Below are 26,880 nucleotides of genomic sequence, written 5' to 3' on the forward strand. Positions count from 1 at the left end.
GCAGCTACTCTTGTGGCAGCCCTTTTTCTTCTGATTGCTCTTCTTCTACTGCCTCCAATTTTGTCAATTTAAACACCAAGATCCCTGCAATAATCACAATGACACCTAATAGTTTTGCGGGAGAAAATTCCACTTTCTCTAACCCAAGCCAGCCAAGCGAATCGAACAAAAGCGCGGAACCTAGCTGTGAGATCAGGACAATTGAGATTCCATAAGTCGGACCAAGGCGTTTGATGCTTTGAACGAGACAGATGACTACCCCTACTCCAATGGCTCCGCTAATCCAGTACCACGCTTCCATATGTCTTAATTGAAACATGCCGGTTCCTTCTAGCAAAAGACCCATCAAAAGTGAAGCAATAAAGCCCATACCTAGAACGAGAGTTGTCGTTGACCAAGAGCCTGTCTGCTCATTGACCTTACTGTTAAAAATGGTTTGTAAGCTGACGAGTGCGCCAGCCGTGATGGCTAATCCTATTCCTATGATCATGTCTGAATCCCTTCATTTCTTCTATTCATAAATGTTGTGCTCTGCTATTTCTAAGAGCCCTTTCCGGTCAAGAATCGTAATCTCGCCTCTTTGCCTCTCTATCAGCCCTTTTTCACAGAATTGCTGAATCACCCGGTTAATATGACGGTAGCTTGTACCAATTAAGCTCGCCGCATCAGTAAGACGAAGTGCGTTCACGTTATTATCGCCTGTTAATACGGACAATAAGTAGCTCGCAAGCCTGACCTCTACAGGATATAAAAGGTGGAAGCTCAAATCGTTTGATTTCGTATAAAATTTGTTTGTGATGCCCTTTAGTAAAAAGGTTAAAACGCGGGGGTCATCCTTCGCATGGCGCATGAGCGCTTGATGAGAAATCCTTAGCATATGTACTTCTGTGACAGCCTCCACTGTATTGACCATATCTGTCTGCTGAACGTATTCAATATCTCCAATGGCTTCAAGAGGATGTTTAAAACAAAGAATAAAGGTCTTTCCTTCCTTTGTGGTGGTGAAAATCTTTAATTTTCCTTTTACTAACAAGTACAAGTGCTCCCTCTGATCTCCCTTTGAACAAATCAGCTCACCTTGCTCATAGCGCCATAAGCTGACATGTGATATGAGTTTCTGATGAAAGACGTTTTCTAATTGATATGCCTTGAGATAAGAGGAAAATAGACATTCATCATGAAGCTCTTCCATCTGACTCCCTCCTTTATAGCTTTAAAATGATTACACCCGCGATCATCAATAGAATTCCTGCATAATGCGGCCATTTCATTTTCTTCTTCTGTACACCAAACCATCCTTTTGCATCGATTGCAAAGGTGAATGCAAGCTGAGCAATGAGTAAAGCAGCGATGGTCAGTGTGACACCAATCATTTGAATTGCAGTGACTTCATTAAAAATAATAATGGCTGCAAATGCGCCGCCTACTAAATAAAGCGGCTGCACCTTTCGATATTCTCGAACGTGTCCGTCACGTACGATCAGTAAAATAATAAGTGCGATCATAAAGCCGGTCAGCTGCGTGATAGTTGCCGCCTGCCATGTCCCGATATCCTGGCTGATTCTTGCGTTTGCTACGCCTTGCAGTGTAATACAAGCGCCTCCTAATAAAGCGAAAATAACACCTTTCATTCGTTCAAATGCTCCTTCTTTTTTCAGTCTAGTTCCATTAAATGATAGATGCCCTGATGTTGAAAAGGACATATGTCCCACTTTGCGTATTATATCAGAAACTTTTTCTTTTACAGTTTCATCGTTTTAGATTTTTCACAGTGGGTACAGTTTTATATCACCTGAAAACAGAATATTGAATGGAATCACATATAAAAAGGAGACATGTCAGAATGAGAAATCAAGAGAAACATTTTATTAACGGAGAATGGATCGCATCAACAGGAAACGAAACGACGGAAGTCATCAATCCTGCTACAGAGGAAGTCATTGGCACCATTAGTTTAGGTACAAAAGAAGATTTAGATAAGGCAGTCAAAGCTGCTCGTGCCGCCTTCCCTTCTTTCTCAAAAACATCTCGAAATGAACGCGTAAAGATGCTTGAAAACATTGTGCGCGGCTACGAAAAACGTAAGGATGAACTGATAGAAGTCATGACACAAGAGCTCGGTGCACCGCTGAAAGTATCAGAAGAGGTTCATTACAAAATGGGACATGAACATTTTTCTAAAGCAGCGGAAGCACTTAAATCTTATACATTTACTGAGGACCGCGGCGGGCATACCATTATAAAAGAAGCGATTGGTGTCAGCGGATTGATTACACCTTGGAATTTCCCAACGAATCAAACATCACTTAAAATCGCAGGTGCCATTGCAGCAGGTTCACCAGTCGTCTTAAAGCCTGCGGAAATTACACCTTTTGCCGCAATGATTCTTGCAGACATCATTAATGAAGCAGGCGTACCAAAAGGAGTCTTCAACCTAGTTAACGGAACTGGTGACGTCATTGGTGACGGCATTAGCTCACACCCTGATATTGACTTTGTTTCATTTACTGGATCAGGTGCTGTCGGCTCTAAAATAATGGAGAACGCTGCAGACAATATTAAGAAAGTGGCTCTTGAGCTCGGCGGTAAATCCCCTCTTATCGTCTTAGATGATGCAGATGTGGATGAGGCAGCCGAAACAGCCGTTCATCATATTGCGATGAATACAGGTCAAGTATGTTCCGCAGCTACACGTGTGCTGATTCCTGAATCAATGAAAGACGCATTTGAAAAAGCGCTGCTGAATGCCCTGCCGAAGTTTACAGTTGGTGATCCGCGAGAAGATCACGCCACTGGCCCGCTTGTCTCCAAAAAGCAGTGGGATACCGTGCAGTCTTATATTGAAAAAGGAATTCAAGAAGGTGCCAATCTGCTTGCTGGGGGAACTGGGAAGCCGGACGGACTAGACAAAGGATATTTTGCCAAGCATACTATTTTCACAAATGTGAAAAATGATATGACCATTGCGCAAGAGGAAATATTCGGACCCGTCATGAGTGTGATCACATATCAAGACCTGGATCATGCCCTTGAGATTGCCAATGATACAGTGTACGGTCTTGCTGGATATGTGGTTGGAAAAGATGAAAAAACATTAAAATATGTAGCTGAACATATTCGTGCCGGTCAAATTACCATTAACAATGCCGAAACAGATTACTTTGCCCCGTTTGGCGGCTTTAAGCAATCTGGTATCGGAAGAGAATGGGGAGACTTCGGAATCGAGGAATATTTAGAAGTGAAAGCTGTGATGGGACTTCCAACAGCATAATTTGAAAAAGGAGAAAAACCTTAGGGTTTTTCTCCTTTTTCATGATAGAAAGAATCTGCCCCTGCTCCCCTACTTATCCATCATGATGTGATATTTTTTGACCGTTGCTTTAGGAGGAGCCGATTCTTGTAACTCATCGAACCAAACCTCAATCGTTTGACCCTGTGACAGCTTTTTAGAATCTACTTTCGTTAAGTCGATTATGATGAGATCGTCTTTATACTTATCAATAAATAGTTGTGTATTCAATGAATCATCGCTTTTTAGAGGCGTTCTATTATTTATAAGAAGTAAATTTGTTTCCCCTTTACTTAGCAGTACGCCTTTTTTTGAAAAAGATGCTGTTGTTTTATTCTTATTGTATGAATCCTTTATATTGCCCTTTGGAGAATTGCACGCTGCTAATAAAATGAGAACAATCAAGAAGACAAGCCGAAAACATTTTCTGTTTTTAAATTTTAGCTGCATCAATTTTCATACACCCCTTTTCAATTCCTTACGATTGCTTCTTCATTCAAAACGGCCCCATTTTTCTTAAGGTGCTTTATACAGATAAGCGATTCATCTTCAAGTTCCTTCACCTTGCAAAGGTATTAGAAATCTTAATCATGACAATCAATATTATATATTTTACTTAATGGCAAACTTTCGGTAAAGTTCAAATTGAACCTATATATATAATTCCTATCGAATTAATCTATGTTTATATTCCTTGTGAGGTGGATATCGTTGCAACTTCATGTATTGAACAGTCCGTTTAGTCAGCAGCAGGCAGAACTGCTTAATCAGCTGCTTCCGACTTTAACAGATCAGCAAAAAATTTGGCTTACCGGTTATTTATCAGCACAGGCAGCTTTAACCGGATTAGAAAATACTGCCCAAACCCCTTCTCCTTCTGCTGCAGCACCAGCGCAGCCTGTCAGCAAAGATGTGACCGTGCTTTATGGCTCGCAAACAGGCAATTCTGAAGGGTTAGCAAAAAAGACAGCGCAGCATCTTGAAGAGAAAGGTTTTCAAGTTACGCTCTCTTCTATGTCAGATTTTAAACCAAATAGTCTGAAAAAAATAAACAATTTACTGATCATTGTCAGCACACATGGTGAGGGAGATCCGCCTGATAATGCCCTTTCTTTCCATGAATATGTTCACGGCAGACGTGCACCAAAGCTTGATCATTTAAGCTTTTCTGTCCTTTCACTTGGTGACAGCTCTTACGAATTCTTCTGTCAAACTGGTAAAGAATTTGATGAGCGTTTAAAAGAGCTTGGCGGAACGCGTCTTTTCGATCGAGTGGACTGTGACCTTGATTATGATGAGCCGTTTTCTGAATGGCTTCAAGGGGTGGCATCTTCACTTAGTGAAGGCGGAGCCGCAGCAACCCAGCAGGAATCAGCAGGAGTAAACACTCAAACCGCTGCATCTGAATACTCAAGAACAAATCCTTTTTATGCTGAAGTGCTTGAAAATATCAACCTAAATGGCCGCGGCTCTAACAAAGAAACCCGTCATTTGGAGCTTTCTCTTGAAGGATCAGGACTTGTTTATGAGCCAGGTGACAGCCTTGGTATTTATCCAACAAATGATCCTGCGCTTGTTGATGAACTGATCACAACATGCGGATGGAATGCAGAGGAAACCGTCACCGTTCATAAAAACGGCGGCACGCTTCCTTTAAAAGAAGCACTCACCTCTCATTTTGAGATTACCGTATTAACAAAACCTCTTCTTCAAAAGATGGCGTCCTTTACAAAAAGCGAAGCCTTGCAGGCCCTTTTAGAAGAAGGAAGCGAAGAAAAATTAAAAGCGTATATAGCAGGAAGAGATTTAGTAGATGCTGCTCGTGATTTCGGTCCTTTTGAAGGAACAGCGGCAGACTTCGCTGCGATTTTAAGAAAAATTCCTGCACGCCTTTATTCCATTGCAAGCAGCCTTAAAGCAAATGAAGAAGAAGTTCATTTGACGATCGGTGCTGTGAGATATGATGCTCACGGAAGAGAACGTCAAGGTGTCTGCTCAATCTTATGTGCGGAGCGCTTAGAGCCAGGTGATAAGCTACCTGTTTATATCCAGCACAATCAAAACTTTAAGCTTCCTGAAAACCATGATGCACCGATCATTATGGTGGGACCAGGCACAGGTATCGCCCCTTTCCGTTCATTTATGCAGGAGCGTGAGGAAGTTGGTGCAGATGGAAAGTCATGGTTGTTCTTCGGTGATCAGCACTTTGTGACGGATTTCTTATATCAAACCGAATGGCAAAAGTGGTTAAAAGATGGTGTGTTAACGAAAATGGATGTGGCTTTTTCAAGAGATTCAGAGGAAAAAGTATATGTCCAGCACCAAATGAAGAAACAAAGTAAAGAATTATTCGAATGGCTGGAACAAGGTGCCTATGTATATGTCTGCGGAGATGAAAAACATATGGCGCATGATGTTCATGATACCCTTCTATCAATCATCCAAGAAGAAGGTGCGATGAGCAAAGAGAAAGCAGAAAGCTATCTAGCCAACTTGCAGCAGCAAAAACGCTATCAGCGTGACGTATATTGATTGAATGCTTGAGAGAAAGGAGCTTTTACTTACATGGTGAAGACAGCATTAACAGCGCCGGATGGACCTCCGAGCGACGTAGAGGAAATCAAAGAAAAAAGTGATTATTTACGGGGTACATTAAAAGAAGTGATGCTTGATCCGATTTCAGCGGGTATTCCTGATGATGATAACCGCCTGATGAAGCATCATGGCAGTTATTTACAGGATGATCGTGACCTGAGAAATGAACGGCAAAAACAAAAGCTTGAGCCTGCCTATCAATTTATGCTGCGCGTCCGCCTGCCTGGCGGAATTGCTACATCCAAGCAGTGGCTTGTCATGGATGAGCTTGCTCATAAATATGGAAACGGTACGTTAAAGCTGACAACTCGTGAAACCTTTCAGCTTCACGGTATTTTAAAATGGAACATGAAAAAGACCATTCAAGACATCCACTCTACTATGCTTGATACAATCGCTGCTTGCGGCGATGTGAACCGTAATGTCATGTGTACGTCAAATCCCTATCAATCAGAAGTACACCATGACGTATACGAGCTCGCCAAAAAATTAAGTGATGACCTGCTTCCGCAAACAAGAGCATATCATGAAATTTGGCTTGATGAGGAAAAAGTAGCGGCTACGCCTGATACAGAGGTTGAGCCGATGTATGGTCCGCTTTATCTGCCAAGAAAATTCAAGATTGGTGTGGCGGTCCCTCCTGCTAACGATATAGATGTCTTTTCGCAGGATTTAGGCTTCATTGCGATTATTGAAAATGATCAATTAGTCGGCTTTAATGTCGCGATTGGCGGCGGAATGGGCATGACGCATGGTGATACAGCGACCTATCCTCAGCTTGCAAAAGTGATTGGCTTTTGTACACCGGAACAAGTTGTAGAGATTGCCAAACAAGTGATCACTATTCAACGTGACTACGGAAACCGTTCGGTGAGAAAAAATGCCCGCTTTAAATATACAGTGGACCGTCTCGGTCTTGAGAATGTAAAAGAAGAGCTTGAACGCCGCCTAGGGTTTACCCTTTTAGACGCAAGAGATTACCACTTTGATCATAACGGTGACCGCTATGGCTGGGTAAAAGGCATCAATGGCAGATGGCATTATACGATGTTTGTAGAAGGCGGCCGCATCACGGATTACGATGACTACCCGCTGATGACAGGCATCCGTGAAATCGCAAAGATTCATACAGGTGACTTCCGCTTAACAGCGAATCAAAATTTAATGATTGGAAATGTCACAACGCATAAAAAGAAACAAATCGAGCAGCTCATTCAGGAGTTCGGTTTATCAGCTGGCCAGCAGCACTCGGCACTGCGCCGCAGTTCAATGGCTTGTGTTTCTCTTCCAACATGTGGTTTAGCGATGGCAGAAGCAGAACGCTACCTCCCGCGCTTAATTGACAAAATTGAAGAGATTGTCGAAGAAAACGGCTTAAGTGATAAAGAAATCACGATTCGTATGACTGGATGTCCAAATGGATGCGCCCGTCATGCACTAGGTGAAATTGGCTTTATCGGGAAATCACCTGGCAAATACAATATGTATCTAGGCGCTGCTTTCGATGGCAGCAGATTAAGTAAACTGTACCGAGAAAATGTTGGAGAAGAAGACATTTTAAACGAGCTTGGCTCTCTTCTCCCCCGCTATGCAAAAGAACGTGAAGAGGATGAACATTTCGGTGATTTTGTGATTCGGGCAGGAATTGTAAAAGCAACAACAGATGGCACGAATTTTCATGTGCAATAAAAAAGACAGGGATCTCTCCTGTCTTTTTTTATATACTTTGTTTCCTTTTCAAGTATTCGCAAATGCATTTGTACACATTCGGATTATCTAAAGAAGATAGATCTGGTGAAGGCTGCTGCTCATACGCGCCTTTTAATAAACGCCGGACGATTTTTCCGTTTCTTGTTTTCGGTAAAGCTGAAATGAGATGAATTTCCTTTGGAGTGAGCGCTTTCCCCGCATATGAACCAACATGAGTTTTAAGCTCTGAAATGAGTGCTGCTTCTTCGAAAGACTGTAATCTGGCTACGACGAAACAAACAAGTGCTTCTCCCTTCACCTCATCCTTGACTCCAATCACAGCAGCCTCATGTACGGCTGGATGCCCGACAAGAATGGATTCAATTTCAGCTGGACCGACACGTTTTCCTGCTGTATTAATGACATCATCCGATCTGCCCGTGATATGGAAGGCGCCATCCTCTGATTGCATCACCCAATCACCGTGTGTCCACACCCCATTAAATCGTTTGAAATATGTGTCTTCATATCGCTCTGGATCTTTCCAAAATCCACATGTCATACCGACCCATGGCTTTTTCACAACAAGCTCCCCTACCTCATTCATCACGCTCTCTCCTGCCTCATTAAACACATCTGCCGCCATTCCTAAGATTGCCGCATTAAAAAGGATCGGTTTGATTGGACGAAGCAGCGTACTTCCTACAATACCGCCAGAAACCTCTGTTCCCCCTGAGTAATTTAAGATCGGAATGTGCTTTTGACCAATTGTGTCAAAAAGCCATTGCCATGGTGCTTCATTCCACGGTTCACCTGTAGAAATGATGGCTTTGACATGCGGTAGCTCAATGTCTGCAAGGTTTTGCTGCATTGCAGATCGAACAAAAGTAGGTGAAAGTCCAAAATGGGTGACTTTTTGCTCGTGGATGAATGACCAAAGGTGCTGTTCATCTGGATAATCGGGGGCGCCGTCATATAAAACAATTGCAGCTCCATTGATCAAGCCGCCAAAGACGAGAAATGGCCCCATCATCCATCCCATGTCTGTGAGCCAAAACAAGCGGTCTCCTTTTGCAACGTCCATACAAAGACCAGCATCAAAAGCTGCTTTTACAGGAAAACCTGCGTGTGTATGGACAGCCCCTTTAGGTGTACCGGTTGTTCCAGACGTGTATAAGATCATAAGAGGATCTTCATTTGAAAGATAAGTCGTTTCACTTAGTGGTTCTTCTTTTAACAAATCGTTTAGCTTCATATCCTCTTTATATCCAGTATGAGAGGAAGCGTGTACAATAACTGTTTTGACGGTCTTGGTTTTGTCGATTGCTTCTGCCGCACATTCCCGCATGTTGATCGTTTTTCCCCGGCGCGTCACGGTTGAGCCTGTGACGACAATGCTTGCCCCCGATGCACGAATACGTACGGCAAGAGGCTCGCTTCCATAGCCAGAAAAAACTGGGCTAAAGATGACCCCAATCTTTGCAAAGGCAAGCATGACGGCAGCCGTTTCCGGAAGCATCGGCATATAAATGACCGCCACATCCCCTTTTTGAATTCCCTTCTTCAAAAAACCAGCAGCGAGACGATTGACCTTTTCCTGAAGTTCGAGAAACGTCCATCTTCTTTCTTCTCCCGCTTCATTTCTCCAAATCACGGCTGGTTGATGCTGGGTTTCTTCATCTTCTGCCCATTTGTCAACAGCCGTTTCGACCACGTTGAGCCGGCCGCCTTTAAACCAATTGGGCCACATGAATGAATCTTGGCCTAAAACGGCTTCATACGGCTCCTTCCACACGGTGCCGACCGCCTTTTCAGCTTCTCTCCAAAACCAATCGGTACGCTCGATACTAGCTTGATAGAACGCATCGTAAGTAGAAAAACCAAGTGAATGCATCCATTTGTAAAGACGTGTTTGTTTCATCATCTGCTCTTCGGGAATCCACGCTGTTTTTTGGTTCATCATGAGGCCGCCCCCCTTTAGACCGGATAAACCGGGTGTTTTCGTCTTGTAAATGTCATCTCTTTTGAGGTATAGGCTTGTAATCTATGACAAAGCTCATCTCGCAAATGGTCAAATGGGATGACACCATCGACAATCATTTCTGAGGCAAGCTCATATATATTCATATCTTCCTGGTATTCCTTGCGTTTCTCTTGTATAAATGCCGCCCTCTCTTCTACAGGCAGTTCAGCAATTTTATTCGCATAGACAGCATTTACAGCGGCTTCTGGCCCCATGACAGCAATTTGTGCTGATGGAAGTGCGAGACAGCAGTCCGGTTCAAAGGCTGGTCCTGCCATTGCATATAAACCTGCACCATATGCTTTACGAACAATGACGGATATTTTCGGAACGGTTGCCTCTGACATGGCGGAGATCATTTTCGCCCCATGCCTAATAATGCCTGCTTGTTCCACTTTTGTTCCGATCATAAACCCCGGTATATCCGCAAGAAAAAGGAGTGGAATATGAAAGGCGTCACATAGCTGAATAAACTTGGCGGCTTTGTCAGCCGAGTCATGGAATAATACGCCGCCTTTTACCCTAGGCTGGTTGGCAATAAGACCAACAGGCTGACCATTCATACGGCCAAATCCTGTGATCAGCTCTGCGGCAAATAGCTTTTTGATTTCAAAAAATGATCCTTCATCAATGAGTAAATCAATAAGCTGATACATATCAAAAGGGGTATTCTGCCCTTTAGGGATGAGATCTTGAATGGTAATCTCTGATGGTTTAGGTGCTTTTGCGGCTGTTCGTTTTGGTTTTTCTGTATAATTGGCAGGCATGTAAGTTAAATAGGTGCGAGCGATTTGAATGGCTTCTTCTTCTGTTTTTGCTAAAATATCGCCGCATCCAGAAATGCTGCAATGCATTTTCGCCCCGCCCATTTCTTCAAGTGATACTTTCTCTCCAATCACCATTTCGGCCATTCGCGGTGAGCCTAAATACATTGAGGCATTCCCTTCGACCATGACGACGATGTCACAAAAAGCAGGAATGTAAGCACCTCCGGCTGCAGAAGGACCAAACAGTAAACAAATTTGCGGAATACGTCCAGACAGCTTTACCTGGTTATAAAAAATGCGGCCTGCACCTCTTCTGCCTGGAAACATGGCGATTTGATCGGTGATTCTAGCACCTGCAGAGTCGACTAAATACAGCATCGGACAGTTGAGTTTTTCGGCTGTTTCTTGGATTCTAATGATTTTTTCTACCGTTTTGACGCCCCATGATCCTGCTTTGACGGTAGAATCATTTGCCATGACGCAAACCGTCTGCCCATTCATCCGCCCCGTCCCTGTGACTACACCATCTGCTGGTAAATGTGCATCTTGACACTCGGCAAACATGGCATCCTCAATGAAAGAATCCTCATCCAATAACAACTGAAGGCGGTCACGGACGAACAATTTTCCTTTTTCTTTGTTTTTTTGATGGTATCGCTCGGCCCCGCCTTTCAGAATCTGCTGTTTTTTGAGTTCATAATCTTCAATCATACCCATTCCCCTTTCTTGCTACCTGCCTCTGTATTGAGGCGTGCGTTTTTCTTGGAAGGCTTGAAGACCTTCCGTTCGATCTTCTGTATCAATGAGCCGTAGATAGGCTTCGTATTCCTTCGTTAGACCTGTATGCAAATCGTGATCAAGGCTTGAATGAATCGCTTGCTTCGCTTCTTTTAAGGCAAGCGGACCATTTTTGATGATTTGTTTTGCAAGAGAGGTAGCATCGTTCATAAGAGAATCTGCTACAGAAATATGCTCAATCAGCCCGATTTGAATGGCTTCTTCTGCTTGTAATGATGCGCCTGTGAAAATAAGTTCTTTTGCTTTACCGAGTCCAATGAGGCGCGGAAGCCGCTGCGTCCCTCCGGCTCCTGGTATGATAGCTAGTCCTGTTTCGGGCAGGCCGAGTCTGGCTCCGGCTTGTGCAATGCGGAGATCACAAGCGAGCGCGAGCTCAAGTCCTCCACCAAGTGCGTGTCCGTTCATCACTGCAATGACAGGTACAGGAATGGATTCAATCTCCATAAAGGTTTGCTGAATTGAACGAACAGCTCCTCTTGCTTCTGCTTCTGTCATCAATCGTCGTTCTTTTAAATCTGCTCCAGCGCAAAAGACTTTTGAACCGGCTCCTGTAATGAGCAGACAGCGGATGCTTTCATCGTGTTTGATTTCTTGAATGAGTTGATTGATCTCCTCGAGCATTGTAGAGGATAGGGAATTCGCTTGTTCTGGCCTGTTTAAGGTCATGATGCCGATCTGTTCATCTTGTATTGAAAAATGGACCAATGATGTCATGTTATTCATCCTTTATGAAGTAGTCTGAGAGTGAAAAGCGCGTAAACAGTGACTAGGCAGGGTTCGATCTACTTTTGCTTCAATCCATTCTGCCGCTTGAATTAATGCAGGAAGGTGAATATTTGTCTCAATTCCTAGTTTTTGAAGCATATGCACCACATCTTCTGTCGCCACATTTCCGCTGGAGCCAGGTGCATAGGGACATCCGCCAAGCCCCCCGCTGGAGGAGTCAAATATCGTGATTCCGGCTTTTAATGCCGTATAAATATTGGCAAGAGCCATCCCCTTCGTATCATGAAAATGGAGAGCGATTTTATCAGCAGGAAAACGTTCAAGTAAAATGTCTAAGCGCCTTTCTACTTGTAGCGGATGGGCTTCACCGATGGTGTCACCGAGAGATATTTCATCAATGCCATAAGAAAGCAAAATATCCGTTAACCGCAGGACTTGATCCATTGGCACTTGTTTTTCATACGGGCAGCCAAACACGGTGGAAATATACGCGCGTGTCCTTTTTCCTGCTGCTTTTAAATCAGCTGTCATTTGTTTGATGACAGGAAGTGTTTCGTGGATGGATTGATTCATATTTTTCTTGTTATGTGTTTCACTCGAAGAGATAAACATAGCGCCTGTGTCAAGATTGGCTTCAAAAAAATGAGCTAAGCCTTTTTCATTGGGAATGAGTGCTGCATAGGTGATGTCGTCTTTTTGGTTTAAGGATTGGGTGAGTTCTTTGGCATCTTTTAAGGCTGGAACCCATTTAGGATGAACAAATGATGTGACTTCAATATAAGGGAGCTGGGCTGCTGTGAGCAGATCTATCCACGTTCGCTTCTCGCTTGTGTCCAGCCAGACTGATTCATTTTGCAGTCCGTCCCGCGGGCCGACCTCCCTGATAAGGACACTCTTTGGTAACGCCATCTGGCTCCCTCCTATTCTGTCAGTTCTAAAAGAACCTCTCCTTCATCCACAAACTCTCCCTCTGCCTTATGCACTTTGCGGATGATCCCGGCCTCTTCAGCAACGATCGGAATTTCCATTTTCATTGATTCTAAGATGGCAACCTCCTGTCCTTTTTGCACTTCATCGCCTTGTTTCACAAGAAGCTTCCACAAGTTTCCGGCCATTTGAATCGTGACAGTTTTCATGAACGGTTTTCCTCCCTTTTTTTCATGAGAAAATCGGTTGTGATGCTGCCTTGTAAGAAAGCAGAAGATCCGGCCATTTCCCTTAAAAGCGGTAAGTTGGTTTTGATCCCTTCTATTTCATATGCTTGTAATGCCCCTTTTAATCGTTCTATTGCAAGTTTTCGTGTATCACCGTAAACGATCATTTTCGCAATCATTGGATCGTAAAAAGGGGTTATAATGCTTCCCTTTGTCACACTTGACTCATGACGGATATACGGAGCTTCAGGCGTAGAAAACTGAGTGATCGTTCCTGGTGAAGGATAAAAGGTGACGGGATCTTCCGCATAAATTCTAACCTCGATGGCATGCCCGATTTGATGAATATCCTCCTGATTAAAGGAAAGCGGCTCACATGCAGCGATTTTCAGCTGCTCCTCAACAAGGTCAATACCTGTAATTTCTTCTGTGACAGGGTGCTCTACTTGTAATCTTGTGTTCATTTCTAGGAAATAAAATTGTTGATGCTGATCGACTAAGCATTCAATTGTCCCTGCATTTTCATACCCAATTGCTTTGGCTGCTTTGACGGCCATCTCCCCCATCTGACGTCTCACCGGTTCATCGAGACAGGCGGCTGGTGCTTCTTCAATGATTTTTTGATGTCTTCTTTGGAGTGAACAGTCGCGCTCAAATAAGTGAACCCCATGGCCGAAGGAATCAAAGAGAACTTGAATTTCAATGTGCCGCGCGTTTTCAATGACCTTTTCCATATACAGCGTCCCATCGTTGAAAAAGCTTTGTGCTCTTTTTTGATTCCCTTCAAAAACCCTGTACAGCTCATCGTCATTTTGCACGAGCTGCATACCAATTCCTCCGCCCCCGCTTGATGCCTTGAGCATGATCGGATAACCGAGTGACTGCGCTTGACTCACTCCTTCTTCTGCATCATGCAGCGGAGCTGAAACGCCTGGTACAATGGGGATCCCTGCTTGAGCCATCGTTTTTCTTGCTTCAATTTTATTCCCCATTCGCTGAATGACTTGTGCGGATGGCCCAATAAAGGCAATACCTTCGCTGCGACAGCGTTCTGCAAAGGCCGCATTTTCTGATAAGAGGCCATATCCTGGGTGAATAGCATCTGTATTTGTCTGCTTGGCTACCCTAATGATGGCTTCCATGTTTAAATAGCTTTCAGATACTTTCGCGCCTCCAATCAGATAGGCGCTGTCTGCTTCTTGCACATGAAGGGCATGCTGATCTGCTTCTGAATAAACGGCAACGGTGTGGATCCCGAGCCTTTTACATGTTCGAATAATTCGCCTAGCAATTTCGCCTCGATTGGCAATCAGTACTTTTTGAAACATCGCTGCCTTCACTCCTTTATTAGATCAAGCGCCTGTTTTTTCAGACGAAATTTTTGAATCTTCCCTGATGCGGTCATCGGATACTCGTCAGTGATGAAAAAATATTTAGGAATTTTGTAGCGCGCCATTTGCGACTGACAATAGCTGGTGAGTGTCTCAATCGTCACCGTTCTGCCTTGCTTAAGCCGAAGGAATGCGGCGGCTTCTTCTCCATACGTCTCGTCAGGTATACCAACAACCTGTGCATCAAGAATGTCCGGATGAGTATAAAGAACGTCCTCAATCTCTTTTGGGTATACATTCTCCCCGCCTCTAATGATCATATCTTTCAGCCGTCCTGTGATTTTCACATAGCCGTCCTCATCCATCTCTGCTAAATCTCCCGTATGAAGCCAGCCGTCCTCATCAATCACTTCATTTGTGGCTTCTTCATTTTTATAGTAGCCTTTCATCACATGATAGCCTCTTGTACACAGCTCGCCTTGTTCTCCTCTTGGTACTTCCTCCGGCGTGCCTGGAACGGTGATTTTCACTTCGATGTGAGGAAGCGCCCGGCCGACGGTTTGAACCCGTCTTTCAAATGAATCATCCGTTCTTGTTTGGGTAATGACAGGAGAGCTTTCAGTCTGTCCGTAGGCAATCGTGAGCTCCTTCAGTCCCATTTGTTCAATGACGGCTTTCATCACATGGGATGGGCAAAGAGATCCTGCCATAATGCCCGTTCGTAATGTGGACAGATCGTATTGGTGAAAATTCGGATGGTCAAGCTCTGCAATGAACATTGTCGGGACGCCGTGAAGTACGGTGCACTTCTCTTTTTCCACGGTTTGAAGGACTCGCTTTGGGTGGAAGGATTCAACCGGAATAATCGTTCCTCCTTTTGTGAGGCAAGCAAGCACGCCAAGAACGGATCCAAAGCAATGAAAGAAAGGAACGGGGATACACATTCGATCCTTTTGGGTGAGCTTCATACAATCTGCGATTTGGCTGGCATTGCAGACGATGTTTGTATGGCTGAGCATGACTCCTTTTGGATAGCCGGTTGTGCCTGAAGTATATTGCATATTAATGACGTCATCTGGCGCAAGCTCATCCATTCGTTTCTCCCACTCGTGATCCTCAGTTCTTTTAGCAGCAGCTTGAATACTGTTCCAGCTGTGCATGCCTTTTGGCGTGTGCTCGCCAATATAGACGACACTTTTTAAATAAGGAAAAGATGAGGAGGTGATCTCGCCTTGATGAGCATTTTGAAGCTCTGGTATGAGTTCTTCCAGCATTTTGACATAGGATGTCTCTTTAAAGCCGTCCACGATAAACAGCATGCAGCTATCAGAATGCTTGAGTAAATAGGCGAGTTCCTGTGCTTGAAAATTCGTATTTACGGTGACAAGAACGGCTCCGATCGACGCGCAGGCAAATTGCAGCATGAGCCATTCAGGTACATTGGGCGCCATGATGGCGATATGATCCCCTTTTTGAACCCCTAATGCCATAAGACCTTTCCCTGTTTCCTTGACTTCTCGATAAAACGCTTCATATGAATAACGTAATGAACGTTCTGGATACACAATGGCTTCATGTGCTGGATGCTGCTCCCTTTTCTCTTTTAAAAGGGAGCCGATTGTCTGTGGATGAATCGACATGATGGCTTTCCTCCTCCATTGATAGTAAGCGTTTTCATTATCGGATTACGCTAACAGTTGTCTTGCGATGACTAGACGCTGAATTTCAGAGGTCCCTTCTCCAATTTCCATGAGCTTTGCATCTCTCACTAGCCGTTCTACACCACATTCTTTCATATAGCCTGTTCCTCCGTGAATTTGGACAGCATCAAGGCTTGCTTTTGTCGCCATTTCAGAAGCGAAAAGTTTGGCATAAGCAGCTTCTTTTGTAAACGGCTTGCCGTGATCTTTCAGCCAAGCGGCTTTCCAAACCATTTGTCTCGCGAGTTCTATTTGCATCGCCATATCTGCCAGCTTAAACTGAATGGCTTGGAAGGAAGAAAGGGTTTGCCCAAATTGCTTTCTTTCCTTTGCATGCGAGAGCGAAGCATCGAGTGCAGCTTGTGCAATGCCAACTGATAACGCAGCAATTGAAATACGTCCTCCGTCTAATGTATATAAAAATTGCTTAAAGCCTTTCGCTGGGTCTCCTAAAATATTCTGGGCTGGTACACGTACACCGTCTAAAATGATTTCTGCTGTATCTGACCCACGCACGCCCATTTTGTCATATGGATTTGTAATGGACAGCCCTTTTTGCCCTTTCTCCACAATGAAGGCGGAGATGATCGGGCGGCCGTGTTCATCATGATCCGTGACAGCGGTGACAATAATGGTTCTGGCAAAATTGGCGTTTGTGATCCAGCACTTCTCCCCGTTGATGACATATTCTTGTCCGTCTTTGACTGCTTTTGTTTTCGTCCCTTTTGCATCTGATCCTGCGTTTGGTTCTGTTAAACCGAAGGAACCAAGTGCTGTCCCAGAAGCCAGCGGGACAAGGTGGTCCATCTTTTGGTCCTCTGTACCGAAGTAATAAAGCGGGCTTGCGCCTAAGGATACGGCTGCGGCATAGCTAAGACCTGTACTGGCACACTGTTTTCCTATTTCTTCTACAGCGAGTGCATACGATATCGTATCTCCTCCTGAGCCTCCGTATTTCTCTGGAAAGGGGATGCCCATAAAGCCGAGCTCCCCCATTTTTTGAAACGTTTTGGCTGGGAATACGGCCTGTTCATCAATCGTTTGAGCGTGTGGTGCAATTTCTGCTTTGGCAAAATCTTTGACCATCTGGCGGATCATTTGTTGTTCTTTCGTTAATTCAAAATCCATCTTGCTTCCCCCTTTGTCTCTTTTCTATCATATTTATTAATCAAGCAGCTGCTTCATGCCAAGCTTGATTGAATTCAGAAAATTAAAACAAGAATAATAGAAAAAAAGCATGAACGAAGAAAATCCTCATTCATGCTTTTTTCGTTATTTTACTATTTTTGTAGAAGGCTTGCTTTCGTGATGAAGACGATTAAGAGCCGTAATCTTATAAGTATCAATCGTCTTTTGATTGATTGGTAGGTCTTTAATCGTTGTGATGGCGCCTTTTTCTTTTCTAACTGTTTGCACCAATTCATATGTTCCTTTATTTGTCAATCGATAGACTGCATAATAGGATACGGTAGAATGTGGATCATTTTTGATTTGCAAAGCCGCACCATCCGCTGTCTTTTTCACAGATTGAATGATTGGTTTTTTAGGCGCTTTCTGATGAAGCCAAGGCATTTCTGGAATGAGAGCTGGTTTGCGGTATGACTCTTCTATCAATCGATCCTTTACATTCAAAGGGTTGCGATTGAGATCCTTTAAGCTGAAATGCATGCTTCCCTGCACGAGCTGTGACTGCCTGTTCAGCTCAATCTGCCTAAAATATTCTTCCGGGTCAGACCAAGCAGGATCACTGTTTTGATTAATTTTATATGCCGCCTGACCAATATACAGGTGAACCGGCTCCCCTTTCACCTCATTTGACCACCATTTCGTCAGCACGTCATAAGCGGCAGCTTGAAAACCGATGCTCCAGTAAATTTGCGGAGTGACATAATCAATATCGTGCTGCTGAATCCACTCTCTTGTATCAGCATACAAATCATCGTAGTTGGTCATTCCTGCAGTGGTGTTTGAACCAGTCGGGTCATCTTTTATGTTGCGCCATACCCCGAATGGACTAATACCAAATTTCACATACGGCTTTTCTTTCTTAATGGTGTCATTGATCTGTTTCACCAGCTGATTCACATTATCTCTTCGCCAATCTTCTATATGTGTAAAAGCTTTTTTTCCATATGTTTCATATGTTTCTTGATCTGGAAACGGCACACCGGCTATTTTATTTGGGTAAAAATAATCATCCATATGCACTGCATCAATATCGTAGTTTTTCACAACCTCTTCTATGCCGAGGGCAATGAAGTCCTGAGCCTCAGGGATGCCAGGGTTGTAATATAGCTGATTACCGTAGGCAATGGTCCATTCAGGATGTTGTCTTGCAGGGTGATCAGCTGATAAACGGCTGAGATCAGTATGATTCATCGTGATTCGGTAAGGATTAAACCAAGCATGAAATTCAAGGCCGCGTTTATGAGCTTCTTCTATCATAAACTCAAGCGGATCATACCCAGGATCTTTCCCTTGCGTTCCAGTCAAATACTCTGACCACGGCCCGTATGCTGAAGGATAAAAAGCATCTGCTGTTGGTTTAATTTGCATAATGACGGCATTCATATTCATCGCTTTGATCTCGTCTAACAAACGAATGAACTCTTTTTTCTGCTCTGCTACGGGCAGCCCCTTCTTTGAGGGCCAATCTAAGTTATAAACCGATGCAATCCATACCGCGCGCATTTCTCTTGTGCTCTCAAGCTTCCCTTTTGGCACTGGACGAGCTGCTAGACTGCTAGAAGGAATCAATAAGAATACAAACATTAACATCAGTGTTAGAACTGTCATACTGATCTTTTTCAGCATGTTTTGCATCACCTCATATTCAGTTTATTCCGCTTTTTGTGATGGAATGCCAGCAGATGGTGTAAGCAGAATGTTTTTCATTTGATTGAGCTGAGCTTCAGGGACTTTGCAGGCTTCAATTAAATACCGCTCTGCACTCCCGTATGTCTCCAGCATTTCGTGCAGCACATCTTCAAGATAATCTTGCTGCACACCGACAAGCGGCTGAATTTGTTCTTTTGATACCCGGTATAAACTCATCCATCGGACAAATCGTTCCTGCCTTCTGACAAGCATTTGCACGCCTTCATTGGACCGCATGTATTCACTTAAAACGACAGTCAGCGGTACACCTGCTGTTAACTGAATCAGGGCAGATAAAAAACCTGTACGGTCCTTGCCACTCGTGCAGTGAAGCATCAGCGGATAATGGCTTTGATCTGAAAGCAGTGTGAACAGCTGCCGAATCTCTTCTTTACGCTCGGTGAGCATGCTTTGATATAAATCTTTCATGATCGGTGTAAATGAGAGAGACTTCCCTTCTGTTACCAGCATACGAAACATGGTCCATTTACTCGGCATCTTACTGTCAGGCTGCATCGGAATATGGACGATTTTGTCGTGTTCCTTGATCTTTGGTGGATGTGATTTACGTTCTGAGGTTGTACGGAGGTCGCAAACAGTTTGAATCCCGAGTGTTGAGAATATCTCGATGTCTTGTTTCGTCAATCGAGATAAGTCTGCGGATCGATAAATCATTCCCTCTTTGATCACCATCCCCTCTGTTGTTTGAAGTCCCCCTACTTCTCTAAAATTCGCAAGCTTTGAAAATGGGTTGTTTGATTGATTCATAGAAGTGAAAGTCCTTTCTGGTTTCGTTCTTTTTTCTATCATACGCTTTTATATCAAAGGAGAAAAGAGAATCAATTGACCTAATCCATGTAAGAGAATTTATTGGTATAATGGAAAAAGGACATTCGGATTGATTGGAGATATGAAGCATGATAAAAACAAAACGGATTCAGCAAATTAAAGAGTATGTGTTTGACCGGGAATCTGCTTCACTTGATGAGCTTGTGGCGCATTTTGGTGTCTCAAAAAACACGATACGCCGAGATGTACAGGCATTGGTCGAGTCTGGCGTGCTCAAAAAAGTGTATGGCGGAGTGGCTGTGAACCACTCAACGTTAGTGGTGTATAAAGAGCGAAAGATCCGTCAGCTCAGTAAAAAGCAATTGATCGGTCAGACGGCTGCTGCTTTTGTGGAAAACGGGGATATGATTTTTATTGATTCTGGTACGACAACGCTTGAGATGCTCCCCTATTTGACAGAGAAACAGGTGACCATTGTGACCAATAATGTGGATTTCATTACACAAGCGATGCCTTATGAAAATCTCACCATCTTTTCTACTGGCGGGATGCTTGAAAGGAAAACAAATTCTTTCGTAGGCTATCAAAGTGTAGAGCGCTTAAAAGCTTACAATGTGAATAAAGCCTTTATCGCGTCAACTGGTTTATCCATTGATCACGGCGTCACGAATTCGTCCCCGCTTGAAACCGATATTAAAAAGACGCTCGTTCAAAAAAGTGCCAAAACGTTTTTATTAGTGGATGATAGCAAATTCGATCATTACGCCTTGACCACGTTTTGTGATTTGCACGAAATTGATGTCGTCGTGACCAATCAGGAGCCAAATGAACATTATCTTCAATATGGAAAAGAGCATGATGTGCGGTTTGTCACGCCTTCATCAAATGAATAGATCAAAAAAAACGGCTCAGGAATTTGAGCCGTTTTTTGATTCATTGATTTCAAGCTGCATGACCATACGGAATAAAAATCGGTACACAGCCGAGATAACGTCAATGAAAGCCATATCTTCGTGGATGTCCTCAAGCTCAAGAAGCTGTAAATTCACATCAAATAAGCCATCTTGTCCATTAAATTGAAGCTGAGCACCATTTAATGGCGATAGCAAGTCCTTTAAAATATTCGTGTCTTTCTTAGGACGTTTGAAACCGAATAACACGGTATACGTTTGAAACACTTCGTCCCATTCAATGGCCAAGCCATCAACTTTCACGACATCAAACCACTTTGATTCGATATAAATAAATTCTTTTTGATGTTTTTTCACATATGTAAGCGGCGTGTTTAGAAATGAGGCGTCTTCTGTTTGAATCATGTCCTCAGATTCCTTGTCTACACGCTCTATATATACATCGCCAAAGCGCGCTTCTTCTTTTATTCTCGCCCCTTCTAAAGGCCAATTGCGGCTCGCCGCTTCATCATATTCGAAGTCTGTCAGCGCTTGTCCTTCTTTCAGTAAATCTTGTAAGCGATTTTGCAGTGACATGGCTATGTCTCCTTTCTTCTCCTTCATGTGCGTTTATTATTTTAGCATAACTCAGGAAAAGAAAGATATGTCCTAGCATATGATGGTATGATAGTGTCAAAAGAAACATCTCGGAGGGGTACATTTTGCTCACAATGACACTGGCAGAAAAGATCGTAGACGAAGTGAAAAAGGTGCTGACTGAGGAGATCATCATCGCACAAACGAACGGCACCATCATTGCAGCAACAGATCCAGCGCGCATTGGACAATTTCATGAAGGAGCTTATCTGACATCTTTTGAAGGACAGAAACGAATTCTCACAAAGGATGACCAGCACCACATGAAAGGCGTCAAAGCTGGCATCAATCTGCCTATTTATTTTAAGCAGGAGGTCATCGGAGTCATTGGGATGACAGGAGATCCTGTACATGTGTCTCCTTTTGGCGAAATATTAAGAAAAATGACCGAGCTGCTCATTCATGAACATGAATTTTTTCAAGAAACCGAAACGGATGAACGTCAGCTCGAAGCGTTTGTATTCGACTGGCTCCATCTGCCAGAGACAGCGATTGATCTCGCTGAAAAAGCATCGCGGCTTCAGCTTGATATCAACAAGGAGCGTGCGGTTGTCCTGATCGATTGTCAGGATGAATCGTTTATGAAACAAAATCAATACAAAGAATTAAAGGAAGCGCTGAATCTCACTAGTCAGGAGATCATCGTCCGCTGGGGGCATGCCCGCTTTTTGCTTATGCTGCAAACAACAGCAGATGATCGTAAAACACTGCAGCAGCGCCTATTTCACATCCATGCCTCCCTTACGGCGCAGAGTACGCCAGGGGTTTTGATTGGGGCGGGAAAACCAGCAGCTGCTCATTTGATGAAGCAATCCTTTCAACAAGCCTTTCGTGCATTAAAAATGGCACATGCTGATACGCCGATTGTATTTGATGAAGATTTAACGCTTGAACTTTTTATGGAGGAAGTGAGTCAGGAAACAAAGGAAGTGTTTCTTGATCGAACGATCGCCCCTCTTCTCCCCTATCCTGAATTAGTGAAAACATTGCGGGTACTCATGACATCAGATTGCTCATTAAAATATACCGCAGAAGCAATGCATGTTCATATCAATACACTACATTACAGGCTAAAACGAATCCAAGATTTAACGACACTTGATCCAAAGCGCATGCAAGATGCAATGCTTTTTTATTTAGCCTTCATGCTTTTAGATCATGATCCAAAAAAACGAAGCGAACAGCCCGATATTTTGTAGAATCGTCCATAGGCATGAGGCGATTCTTTTTTTATACTGAAAGAAACGATACGTCTAATCAGTAGGAGTTGAATGCGCATGTTAAATTCTGAATTTTTAAATCAATTGAAAAAGATTGTTGGTGCGCCTTACGTACAGGACAGTAAAGCCGATCGGCTTGCCTACTCTTATGATGCAACACCAAATTTTCAGCAGATGCCAGATGTCATCGTAAGCCCGCATACGGCTGAGGAAATCCAGCAGATTGTCCGGCTCTGCGCCTCATATCATATACCGATCGTGCCAAGAGGATCAGGAACGAACCTTTGTGCAGGTACATGTCCCACACAAGGCGGACTTGTGCTGCTGTTTACAAGAATGAACCAATTAATAGAAATAGATGAAGAAAACCTGACAGCAACGGTGCAGCCTGGTTTGATCACACAGGAACTCATTCGCCAAGTAGAGGCAAAAGGGCTCTTCTATCCACCTGATCCAAGCTCTATGAAAATCTCTACATTAGGCGGAAATATTAATGAAAATTCAGGTGGTCTCCGGGGCTTAAAATATGGCGTGACAAGAGATTATGTACTTGGACTTGAAGTGGTTCTGCCAAACGGTGACATTATGAAAACAGGCGGCAAACTTGCAAAGGACGTGGCCGGGTATGATATGACCCGTTTGTTCGTAGGTTCAGAAGGAACACTCGGGATTGTCACTGAAGCCACGCTGAAGCTTTTGCCGCTTCCAGAAACAAAACAAACGATGCTTTGCTTATATGAAAGCCTAGAGGAAGCAGCCGCTTCAGTGTCGGCGATTATTGCAGAGCGTATCATCCCCGCCACATTAGAATTTATGGATCAGCCGACCCTGGAAGTCGTTGAAGACTTTGCAAAAATCGGTTTGCCGACGGACGTTCAAGCGGTGCTGTTAATCGAACAGGACGGCCATCCTGAGGCGGTTTCCCGTGATATGCAGAGCATCGCAAAAGTGTGTAAGCAGCACGGTGCAAAAGAAGTGAATATCGCTCATTCTGAAGAAGAAGCAAATGCACTTTTAACAGCGAGACGATCCGCTTTATCTGCTCTCGCCCGGTTAAGCCCAACGACCATTTTAGAAGATGCCACAGTCCCTCGGTCTGAAATTGCCAGCATGGTGCGGGCAATCGAAGATATTGCGAAGGAGTACAAAGTGAAAATCTGCACATTCGGTCATGCAGGTGATGGCAATTTGCACCCTACTTGTGCAGCAGATGCAAGAAATGAAGAAGAAATGAAACGGGTGGAGGAAGCCTTTCAGGCCATTTTTGAAAAAGCCGTCTCACTTGGCGGCACCATTACGGGTGAACATGGTGTGGGTCTTATGAAAGCCCCTTACTTGGAACTAAAGGTCAAAAAAGAAGGCATTGCAGCAATGAAAGCGATCAAACAAGCGCTAGACCCAGAAAATATGATGAACCCTGATAAAGTGTTTGGTAAAGCCGCAAGAAAGCGGGTGGTGGTCTCATGAGTTCCTCTAAACAAACAGAGATTCAGCAATCATTTCAGCAGCAAATGGACGAAAAAGAGCTGCTCAATTGCATGCGCTGCGGCTTCTGCCTTCCTTCCTGCCCTACTTATATTGAATCTGGGCAACAAGAAACACACTCTCCCCGCGGCCGAATTGCTTTAATGAAGGCGGTGAGAGACGGCGTCATTGAGCCAGATGAAGATGTCGAGCATTCACTGAATCTTTGTCTTGGCTGCCGTGCATGTGAACCGGTCTGCCCTTCCGGCGTTAAATATGGCCGGTTACTTGAGGATGCAAGAGACATCATTCAGCAGCACAAAAAACAATCAATCCCTGTCAAACTTGTGAGACGTGCAGTATTCAAAGGACTCTTTCCTTCACAGAGCCGAATGCGGCAAGCGGCAGGACTACTTCGATTTTATCAAACATCTGGTCTGCAAACAGCCGCCCGTAAAACTGGCATGCTGAAGGTGCTTCCACCGCACTTACGACTGATGGAACAGGCGCTTCCAAAAGTGCCTCGTCAACAGAAAAACCGTGTGACGGAATACAAAGCCGCTGGCCCAGCAAGTAAGCGTGTCGCCTTTTTTACTGGCTGTTTAATGGACACCGTTTTTTCCAGCACAAACGAAGCGACCATCCAGCTTTTGCAGCTGGCAGGCTGTGACGTTATCGTGCCTCCTATTCAGACGTGCTGCGGAGCGCTTCATGGTCATAGCGGAGAAAAAGAGCAAGCGAAACAGCTAGCAAAGCGGAATATTGAAGCATTTGAAAAGATAGATGCAGATGCCATAGTCATGAATGCGGGCGGTTGTGGTGCTTTTTTAAGTGATTACGATCATTTGCTTCACGATGATCCGGACTTTCAAAAACGAAGTGAAATCTTCTCAAAGAAAATCACCGATATATCAGACATTTTAGTGGAGCTGGAATTTCACCGCCGCATGCCGCTTGCTTTGCCAGAGCAGGTCATCACCTATCAAGATTCCTGTCATTTGCGGAACGGAATGGGTGTACAGCATGCGCCAAGGGTGCTGATGAAGGCCATTCAAGGCATATCATTTAAAGAAATGAAGGATTCGGGCCGGTGCTGCGGCTCAGCTGGCATTTACAACATCTTGCAGCCAAAGATGTCGATGCAAATTTTAGATCATAAAATGACAGAAGCAAGGGAAACAAAGGCTGTTGCCATCGTTACGTCTAATCCAGGCTGTCAGCTGCAAATGGCAGCAGGCATCAAACGCGCGGAGCACTCGCCGACCATGCGTGCCGTCCATCTAGCTGATTTATTATTAGAAGCCGTTCAATATGGAAAAAAAGCGTCCAGCCCATCAAGCTGAACGCTTTTTTCATGCATATCTTTAGACAATCGGTTAGATAATAGAGCCAAATCGCCGAAGGAGCTGGTCCAAATGCTGAAGAAAAACAAACAACAAAAGGACCCGAATTCAGTATTTGAAGCATTGTCACGTTCTGCTGATTTTACAAATGAGCTGTCTCGAAATGGAGATTTTCTGTATAAGATTTCCTTTTTTCGATCTTTAATTAATGGACATCTTCTACATGAACAAATTCTCCCCTCTCTCAAACAAATGCACCTGACACCTACTCTTGAAGAGCTGAAAGAACAAATTCCCATTGAGCAGGCTGTCATCACGAACGATCTTCAAAAAGTGGAAGAAGCCCTTCACCGGGGCAGCATTGCCATTAGACTAGAGACAGATTGGGGCAAAACGCTTCTTTTGCCGATTGAAGAAAAGAAAGGCAGACAAGTTGGTCCGCCTGAGATTGAATTTGGCATTATCAGTGCACAGGAAGCATTTGTGGAGGTTTTAGATACCAATTTAAATTTGGTCAGGCGGCGGCTGCCGACGCCTAACCTGAAAGTTGAGGAAAAGACGGTTGGTACGCTCTCTCAAACAAAAGTAGCCGTGTTATATATTGAAGAAATCGCTAACCCAGAAAACATCGAAACGGTTCTTCAGCGAATTGAGGACGTTGATTATGATCAGATTTTAGATGCGAATTACCTCGCTCAAATGCTTTATGATGTGTCCAATACGATTTTTCCGTTGTTTTTGAATACAGAAAGACCCGACCGTGTGTCTTCAGGTTTATCAGAAGGGAAAATTGCCATATTAGTGGATGGCTCGCCTCATGTCTTGCTTGCCCCAACTATTTTACTTGAGTATTTTTCCACTATGGAAGACTACAATATGTCGTGGATTGCGGCTTCTTGCTTTAGGCTGTTACGCATATTTGCCGTGATATTTTCCATTTTTGCGACACCTTTATATGTCGCCGTTTTAACCTTTCATTATGAGCTGATCCCAAAGGATTTATTAGAAACCATTGTATCCTCGCGCTATCTTGTTCCATTTCCTCCGATCATTGAGGCACTATTTTTAGAGACTTCGATTGAATTACTAAGAGAAGCAGGGTCAAGGCTCCCAGCTAAAGTCGGGCAGACGCTCGGGATTGTTGGAGGGATTGTCATTGGACAGGCGGCTGTAGCAGCAGGCTTAACGAGCAATATTTTACTCATTATTGTTGCCCTGTCTGCTCTCGCCTCATTTGTCACGCCTATTTACAAAATGGGCAGTACCATTCGGCTGCTGAGATTCCCTTTTTTACTCGCAGCACAGGTTTGGGGCGCATTAGGCATTGCTGTGATGGGATCTTTTCTGCTCACCCATTTAATGAAATTAACTTCAATTGGCCGCCCATATTTAGAGCCTATTTTTCCAATGCGCCTTGCTGATTTAAAGGGCAGTCTGATTCGTCCTCAGCTCCGTTTTTTGAACAAAAGGCCGGAAAATTTACGACCGCAAAATGAAACCATCCATCGCTCTAAGCCAAAGCAAGGCCGCAAGGGGAAAAATGATTTTTATGAATAAGGAAGTGAAGG

At 43.9% G+C, this 26,880-nt stretch carries 23 protein-coding genes; 8 read left to right on the top strand and 15 right to left on the bottom strand.

Going from position 1 to position 26,880, the window contains the following annotated elements; translation table 11 throughout:
- Positions 1-4 precede the first annotated feature (4 nt).
- From MHI46_RS09240 to MHI46_RS09250, 3 genes are read right to left on the bottom strand one after another with little or no spacing between them, the layout of a single operon-like run.
- A complete protein-coding gene (locus MHI46_RS09240) occupies positions 5-490 on the bottom strand; it encodes a DMT family transporter (RefSeq protein WP_041085408.1) in 486 nt (161 codons plus the stop codon).
- Between the two features lie 21 nt (positions 491-511).
- Positions 512-1,192: a cyclic nucleotide-binding domain-containing protein gene (locus tag MHI46_RS09245; RefSeq protein WP_041085406.1), complete on the bottom strand. Its 681-nt coding sequence runs from the start codon at positions 1,190-1,192 to the stop codon at positions 512-514.
- Positions 1,193-1,205: 13 nt separating this feature from the next.
- Complete coding sequence (locus MHI46_RS09250) at positions 1,206-1,631, bottom strand: DMT family transporter (RefSeq protein WP_041085404.1); 426 nt, start codon at positions 1,629-1,631, stop codon at positions 1,206-1,208.
- Positions 1,632-1,843: 212 nt separating this feature from the next.
- Between MHI46_RS09250 and MHI46_RS09255 the strand changes: the two genes are divergently transcribed.
- Complete coding sequence (locus tag MHI46_RS09255; RefSeq protein ID WP_039179097.1) at positions 1,844-3,271, top strand: aldehyde dehydrogenase family protein; 1,428 nt, start codon at positions 1,844-1,846, stop codon at positions 3,269-3,271.
- Positions 3,272-3,340: 69 nt separating this feature from the next.
- Here the strand turns inward: MHI46_RS09255 and MHI46_RS09260 are convergent, their stop codons facing one another.
- Entirely contained in the window at positions 3,341-3,739 is a 399-nt protein-coding gene (locus MHI46_RS09260; RefSeq protein ID WP_260982312.1) for a YobA family protein, read from the bottom strand.
- A gap of 261 nt (positions 3,740-4,000) precedes the next feature.
- On the opposite strand from MHI46_RS09260, the gene MHI46_RS09265 reads away from it, so the two are divergent.
- Together MHI46_RS09265 and cysI are read left to right on the top strand one after the other, a co-directional pair.
- Positions 4,001-5,821 (top strand): assimilatory sulfite reductase (NADPH) flavoprotein subunit, encoded by a 1,821-nt coding sequence (locus MHI46_RS09265; protein ID WP_047203414.1) that lies wholly within the window; start codon positions 4,001-4,003, stop codon positions 5,819-5,821.
- Between the two features lie 33 nt (positions 5,822-5,854).
- Positions 5,855-7,573 (top strand): assimilatory sulfite reductase (NADPH) hemoprotein subunit, encoded by a 1,719-nt coding sequence (gene cysI / locus MHI46_RS09270; protein ID WP_059377376.1) that lies wholly within the window; start codon positions 5,855-5,857, stop codon positions 7,571-7,573.
- Positions 7,574-7,601: 28 nt separating this feature from the next.
- Here cysI and MHI46_RS09275 read toward each other — a convergent pair whose 3' ends face one another.
- From MHI46_RS09275 to MHI46_RS09320, 10 genes are all read right to left on the bottom strand, one after another.
- Complete coding sequence (locus MHI46_RS09275; protein WP_342503232.1) at positions 7,602-9,536, bottom strand: AMP-binding protein; 1,935 nt, start codon at positions 9,534-9,536, stop codon at positions 7,602-7,604.
- A 14-nt stretch (positions 9,537-9,550) separates the two neighbouring features.
- The gene (locus MHI46_RS09280) at positions 9,551-11,074 is read right to left on the bottom strand and encodes an acyl-CoA carboxylase subunit beta (RefSeq protein ID WP_251180819.1); all 1,524 of its coding nucleotides are present in this window, start codon (positions 11,072-11,074) and stop codon (positions 9,551-9,553) included.
- Between the two features lie 18 nt (positions 11,075-11,092).
- Positions 11,093-11,875: an enoyl-CoA hydratase gene (locus tag MHI46_RS09285; RefSeq protein WP_251180820.1), complete on the bottom strand. Its 783-nt coding sequence runs from the start codon at positions 11,873-11,875 to the stop codon at positions 11,093-11,095.
- Positions 11,876-11,887: 12 nt separating this feature from the next.
- Positions 11,888-12,796, bottom strand: a complete 909-nt coding sequence (locus tag MHI46_RS09290; protein ID WP_251180821.1) for a hydroxymethylglutaryl-CoA lyase — start codon at positions 12,794-12,796, stop codon at positions 11,888-11,890.
- An 11-nt stretch (positions 12,797-12,807) separates the two neighbouring features.
- The gene (locus MHI46_RS09295; protein WP_039179120.1) at positions 12,808-13,023 is read right to left on the bottom strand and encodes an acetyl-CoA carboxylase biotin carboxyl carrier protein subunit; all 216 of its coding nucleotides are present in this window, start codon (positions 13,021-13,023) and stop codon (positions 12,808-12,810) included.
- Complete coding sequence (locus MHI46_RS09300; RefSeq protein WP_251180822.1) at positions 13,020-14,369, bottom strand: acetyl-CoA carboxylase biotin carboxylase subunit; 1,350 nt, start codon at positions 14,367-14,369, stop codon at positions 13,020-13,022. Before MHI46_RS09300 ends, MHI46_RS09295 begins: the two co-directional genes overlap by 4 nt.
- An 8-nt stretch (positions 14,370-14,377) precedes the next feature.
- Positions 14,378-16,012: an AMP-binding protein gene (locus tag MHI46_RS09305; protein ID WP_342503233.1), complete on the bottom strand. Its 1,635-nt coding sequence runs from the start codon at positions 16,010-16,012 to the stop codon at positions 14,378-14,380.
- A 45-nt stretch (positions 16,013-16,057) separates the two neighbouring features.
- Positions 16,058-17,200: an acyl-CoA dehydrogenase family protein gene (locus MHI46_RS09310; protein ID WP_064498554.1), complete on the bottom strand. Its 1,143-nt coding sequence runs from the start codon at positions 17,198-17,200 to the stop codon at positions 16,058-16,060.
- Between the two features lie 144 nt (positions 17,201-17,344).
- Positions 17,345-18,886, bottom strand: coding sequence for a family 10 glycosylhydrolase (locus tag MHI46_RS09315; RefSeq protein WP_039179134.1), 1,542 nt, complete (start codon positions 18,884-18,886; stop codon positions 17,345-17,347).
- A gap of 24 nt (positions 18,887-18,910) precedes the next feature.
- Positions 18,911-19,717: a tyrosine-protein phosphatase gene (locus tag MHI46_RS09320; RefSeq protein WP_039179137.1), complete on the bottom strand. Its 807-nt coding sequence runs from the start codon at positions 19,715-19,717 to the stop codon at positions 18,911-18,913.
- A gap of 149 nt (positions 19,718-19,866) precedes the next feature.
- Here MHI46_RS09320 and MHI46_RS09325 point away from each other — a divergent pair, with 149 nt between their 5' ends.
- Complete coding sequence (locus MHI46_RS09325; RefSeq protein WP_039179138.1) at positions 19,867-20,631, top strand: DeoR/GlpR family DNA-binding transcription regulator; 765 nt, start codon at positions 19,867-19,869, stop codon at positions 20,629-20,631.
- A gap of 15 nt (positions 20,632-20,646) precedes the next feature.
- Here MHI46_RS09325 and MHI46_RS09330 read toward each other — a convergent pair whose 3' ends face one another.
- Positions 20,647-21,225: a hypothetical protein gene (locus MHI46_RS09330; RefSeq protein ID WP_039179141.1), complete on the bottom strand. Its 579-nt coding sequence runs from the start codon at positions 21,223-21,225 to the stop codon at positions 20,647-20,649.
- Positions 21,226-21,350: 125 nt separating this feature from the next.
- Here MHI46_RS09330 and MHI46_RS09335 point away from each other — a divergent pair, with 125 nt between their 5' ends.
- From MHI46_RS09335 to MHI46_RS09350, 4 genes are all read left to right on the top strand, one after another.
- Positions 21,351-22,484 carry a sugar diacid recognition domain-containing protein gene (locus MHI46_RS09335; protein ID WP_039179144.1) on the top strand — a complete coding sequence of 378 codons (1,134 nt, stop codon included), beginning with the start codon at positions 21,351-21,353 and terminating at the stop codon, positions 22,482-22,484.
- 78 nt (positions 22,485-22,562) lie between these two features.
- Positions 22,563-23,972 carry a glycolate oxidase subunit GlcD gene (gene glcD / locus MHI46_RS09340; protein ID WP_039179147.1) on the top strand — a complete coding sequence of 470 codons (1,410 nt, stop codon included), beginning with the start codon at positions 22,563-22,565 and terminating at the stop codon, positions 23,970-23,972.
- Entirely contained in the window at positions 23,969-25,312 is a 1,344-nt protein-coding gene (locus MHI46_RS09345) for a (Fe-S)-binding protein (protein WP_039179150.1), read from the top strand. The genes glcD and MHI46_RS09345 overlap by 4 nt, the downstream gene beginning before the upstream one ends.
- A gap of 72 nt (positions 25,313-25,384) precedes the next feature.
- On the top strand, positions 25,385-26,869 hold the full coding sequence (locus tag MHI46_RS09350; RefSeq protein WP_058838611.1) for a spore germination protein: 1,485 nt from the start codon (positions 25,385-25,387) through the stop codon (positions 26,867-26,869).
- Positions 26,870-26,880 lie beyond the last annotated feature (11 nt).

The sequence above is a fragment of the Bacillus sp. FSL K6-1000 genome (assembly GCF_038630785.1).
Taxonomy (GTDB): domain Bacteria; phylum Bacillota; class Bacilli; order Bacillales; family Bacillaceae; genus Bacillus; species Bacillus safensis.